Origin of the sequence: Terriglobus sp. YAF25, from assembly GCF_052113305.1 — a bacterium.
Lineage (GTDB): Bacteria > Acidobacteriota > Terriglobia > Terriglobales > Acidobacteriaceae > Terriglobus.
In genome coordinates this window covers 1-3,441 of the sequence record NZ_JBFRCY010000683.1, presented here as the reverse complement: position 1 = coordinate 3,441, position 3,441 = coordinate 1, and the positions used below count along the sequence as shown (strand labels likewise).

Below are 3,441 nucleotides of genomic sequence, written 5' to 3'. Positions count from 1 at the left end.
ATTGCGATTTGCCTCGTTTAGGAATGTTCAGATGGGTAAGCCTTCATCTTCCCTTCGTACGTCGTTCGGCCCCCCGCTCGTAGTGGATTACGCTGTCAGTGGCCTTGTCACGGTTGCGGCAAAAGTATTTTCATCGCTGTTCATGTCTCTGTTTTTCGTCATGCGGCTTCCCGCGATGCTTTCTGCCCGATTGCGGGGAGAGAAGCCCGAGCCTGCAAAGCGCGATAAGCGTCCTGAAGTCGTCTGTATTTCGCAGGAGCGCTTTCCCGGTTGGGTTGTCTACCAAACAAAAGAAGAATTCCCGACCTCAAGGCATGCCGAAAAGCGTACGGCTGCAAAGATCTCCAGATAGATTTCTTCACTACCGGTGGGTGCCCCATATCTCGGATGGGGGTTTGCAGGATCTTTTCGATAAGGACCTACTGGATCTTCAGCGACTCGCAATGCTACCTGCCGCTGTGTGACCGTAACTTGCCAGAAATGTTCCCGGCCCGGCTGGAATAACCGCATAAGAAAGTCCTGCTACGGTTCGCTTTTGCCACTGCACGGTAGCTCCGTTGAGCGAAACGGCAGTCAGGTCACCAGCGGCAGAGTGGATCGGCAGCATCGCTTCGATGCCACTTCCTCCGATTCCAACGTCGATTGAAAAAGAAAGCTGGCAGTTTGACCATTTGAGATTCCGAAACCGGGAAGCATTCCGCCCGTCGAGCCATTTCAATAGCTGTGCAGCGGTAATGACCGGGACATGATGTTTTTGAGCCGATGCGATGATCGCGTCAGCGCCGGAAGACTTTACGTCATCGTTATGCATATTGGCGGTAAATACGCCAAAGTACTCCGCGCTTCCCAGAGCATTCGCGAGGAGCGTATCAATCGTGAATGGATAGCTCTGTTTTGATTCGTCCGTCATCTGAGTCGGAGCTTGATAGACGTCGATCAGACTCCCATCGCGGCGGGCAAAACGCATCGGGAGCCCGGAGCCGGTAAATAACCCCGGAGTATCTTTGACCCACTTTGCAGGCCAGTAGTAGTAGTTCGTATCGAGCCGAATCCTATGGTTGAACTCTACCTGTGGCTGCGTATCGTAATCGCCCCAGGTGATGCAATCAGTCCGGTTGCTGACAGGAGGCGGAAGATTAGGATACTTTGCGGCAAAACCTTGGAGTTGCTGCAAATAGAGATCGTTTACAAATTCACGATCGATTTCTCGTCTTACAACACCGTCGTCCTCTCGAACCTGGTGGACCGGCCAATCTGTGCATGCTGTATAAACGTGCAATCCGATCTCGAATCCCTGTTTCACGAAGTCCTCAGCTTGTTCAGAGGAGATCGATCCGACAAAAATGTGCGAGGTAGCGCGGATGCACTCCCATTTTTCGAGCGAACAGTTGCTGGCGCTTTTACGTTGATACTCACGGAAGCGTCCCGCGGTTCCTCCATGTCCATGATCATCACCGGTCATAACGATGACGGCCTTGAAGCCGTGGGGCAAATACCAGAAGTGTGGAAGCGGTGTTTTGCTCGCGTTAAAAGTGATGATTAAGTTGGCCAGCAGCCGTTGTTGAATGTCCGCTTGGGGAATCGCAATTGCTTCCCGGGCCACCCAATCTGGTTGGGGGTCCTTTTCGCTCGGTCCATAAAACAGGTCGTCTGACCGTATCGGAGGGATTCCATCTCGCTCATGCCCCGACCACTCGGGATTGCCTTGGCGCGTATAGACAACGGACTTTGCCAGATCGTAGCTGAATACGATGACGTTGCCCGAGCCAAACGTTAGAGCGCTGACCGCAGGGAATGGAGTCGCAGTTTTGGCATCCGTATACAACGTGGCAAATACGGTGGCCTTGTCAGCGGCGAATAGATCGGCGTCGCCGTGAAACTGGATCGCTTGCTGAATCAATCCAGCGCCCGCTGGGGTCTTCGAGTTGATCCTCAAATAGCCGCTATGCTGAACGGCCTTGTCAGCTTCGGAAGTTGGCGAGCTAAACCCGAAGTTCTCCGCCAGCTTTCGGAGCGGCCGCATTGCGATCAGGGTTCCACCGCTTCGTACCCAGTCGACAAAGACCCGGATTTGATTGCTATCAACAGGCATTTCACCCAGAAGCACGATGTCATGCCTGGCGAGTTCCTGTGCAGAAATCTGATCTATATCTGCGACATCGAACTCATTCAATCCTTCATTGCGAAGAATCTCCGCATAGTATTGGCTGAAGCCATGGTTACCGGAAGTATCGTTTCAGGCGACATCGCCTTATTGAAGGTCAATGTGATCGGTTCCTGGGGCTCGACACCTACCTCGCCGGCGTAAGGGCTGGTAACCATGACACGTGGAATGGTTACGAAGCTGCGGACCAGTGGCGTGACCAAACCAACGCATATCACTGCGAAGAGAAAAGCGGCAGCAATTGCAAAGCTCCCTCTGATCTTGAGATCCGAAGGCACAGGCTCCCTCCCTTGGCGCCGTTCATCGTCCTGGTCAAGCACAAAAGACAGTGGTGCAGTGCGCAGTGGCGCATTAGTTTAGGCAACTTGGAAGCCAAATTGCCAGCATATTTATAAGTTATTTATTTTGAGTAATTTGCGAGCGAGGAATCCTGAAGGCGAGCTCGAGAGTCATTGGGCATCGCAAGATAATGCATAACGTCGAGCGGCAGGTGAATACGATAGTTTCCACTAGCCAGCAGAATGTTTACGTCGGGATTCAGGAKGTTGGTCGCAGCATCCTTGGTCGTGAAAGATGTCAGGAAGGGAAGGCTGAAGAAGGCCAGAACTTTGCCCTTGTTGGACCTGTCATTAAATTATTGGGGGGGGGGAAGTATGGCGGAGAGACAGGGATTCGAACCCTGGATACCTTGCGGTATACACGCTTTCCAAGCGTGCGCCTTCAGCCACTCGGCCATCTCTCCGTTGCGGGGATGCAACATCTCTGAAGGTATCACATCCCTGGCGTCCTTACATCGCCGGCCGAGCCAGAACGCCGTCATAGAAGCGTTCATAAAGGGGAATGACGTTAGAGCTGCAGAAGAGCTTCTGCGCGGTTTGCCTGGCCGCGTATGACATCTCCGCCAGCCGGTTCTTGTGGGTGAGCAGATCGATGGCGGCCGCAGCCATGCCGTCGGTGTCTCCTACGGGAAAGAGCATGCCCGTAACTCCGTCGTCGACAAGTTCTGGTACGCCGCCAACGCGGGTTGCGATCGACGGCACACTGCAGGCCATCGCTTCCAACGCAGCCAGGCCGAAGGACTCCATCTCGGAGGGCATCAGCATCAGGTCCGCCAGCGACAGCAGGTCCTCCACGCTGTTCTGCTTGCCGAGAAAGTGGATGCGGTTCTTGATGCCGTAGCTCACGGCAAGCCGCTCGGCCTCGCTGCAGTCGGGCCCATCGCCGATCAGCATGAGCCGCGCCGGGAGCTCGCGGGTGACCTTGGCAAAGGTGTGGAC

The 3,441-nt window shown here is 54.2% G+C and carries 4 protein-coding genes and 1 tRNA gene; 1 reads left to right on the top strand and 4 read right to left on the bottom strand.

Annotated features, from left to right (window positions below):
* Positions 1-352, top strand: a 352-nt coding sequence (locus AB4043_RS22305; protein WP_442308131.1) for a hypothetical protein, incomplete at its 5' end; no start/stop codon positions are given.
* A gap of 78 nt (positions 353-430) precedes the next feature.
* Here AB4043_RS22305 and AB4043_RS22300 read toward each other — a convergent pair.
* The 4 genes from AB4043_RS22300 to AB4043_RS22285 form a co-directional block, all read right to left on the bottom strand.
* Positions 431-2,173, bottom strand: coding sequence for a hypothetical protein (locus AB4043_RS22300; protein ID WP_442308130.1), 1,743 nt, complete (start codon positions 2,171-2,173; stop codon positions 431-433).
* On the bottom strand, positions 2,170-2,442 hold the full coding sequence (locus AB4043_RS22295) for an Ig-like domain-containing protein (protein ID WP_442308129.1): 273 nt from the start codon (positions 2,440-2,442) through the stop codon (positions 2,170-2,172). The genes AB4043_RS22300 and AB4043_RS22295 overlap by 4 nt, the downstream gene beginning before the upstream one ends.
* Before the next feature lie 376 nt (positions 2,443-2,818).
* A tRNA-Ser gene (locus AB4043_RS22290) sits at positions 2,819-2,906 on the bottom strand.
* A 46-nt stretch (positions 2,907-2,952) separates the two neighbouring features.
* Positions 2,953-3,441: glycosyltransferase (locus AB4043_RS22285; protein WP_442308128.1), on the bottom strand; the 489-nt coding region annotated here is incomplete at its 5' end.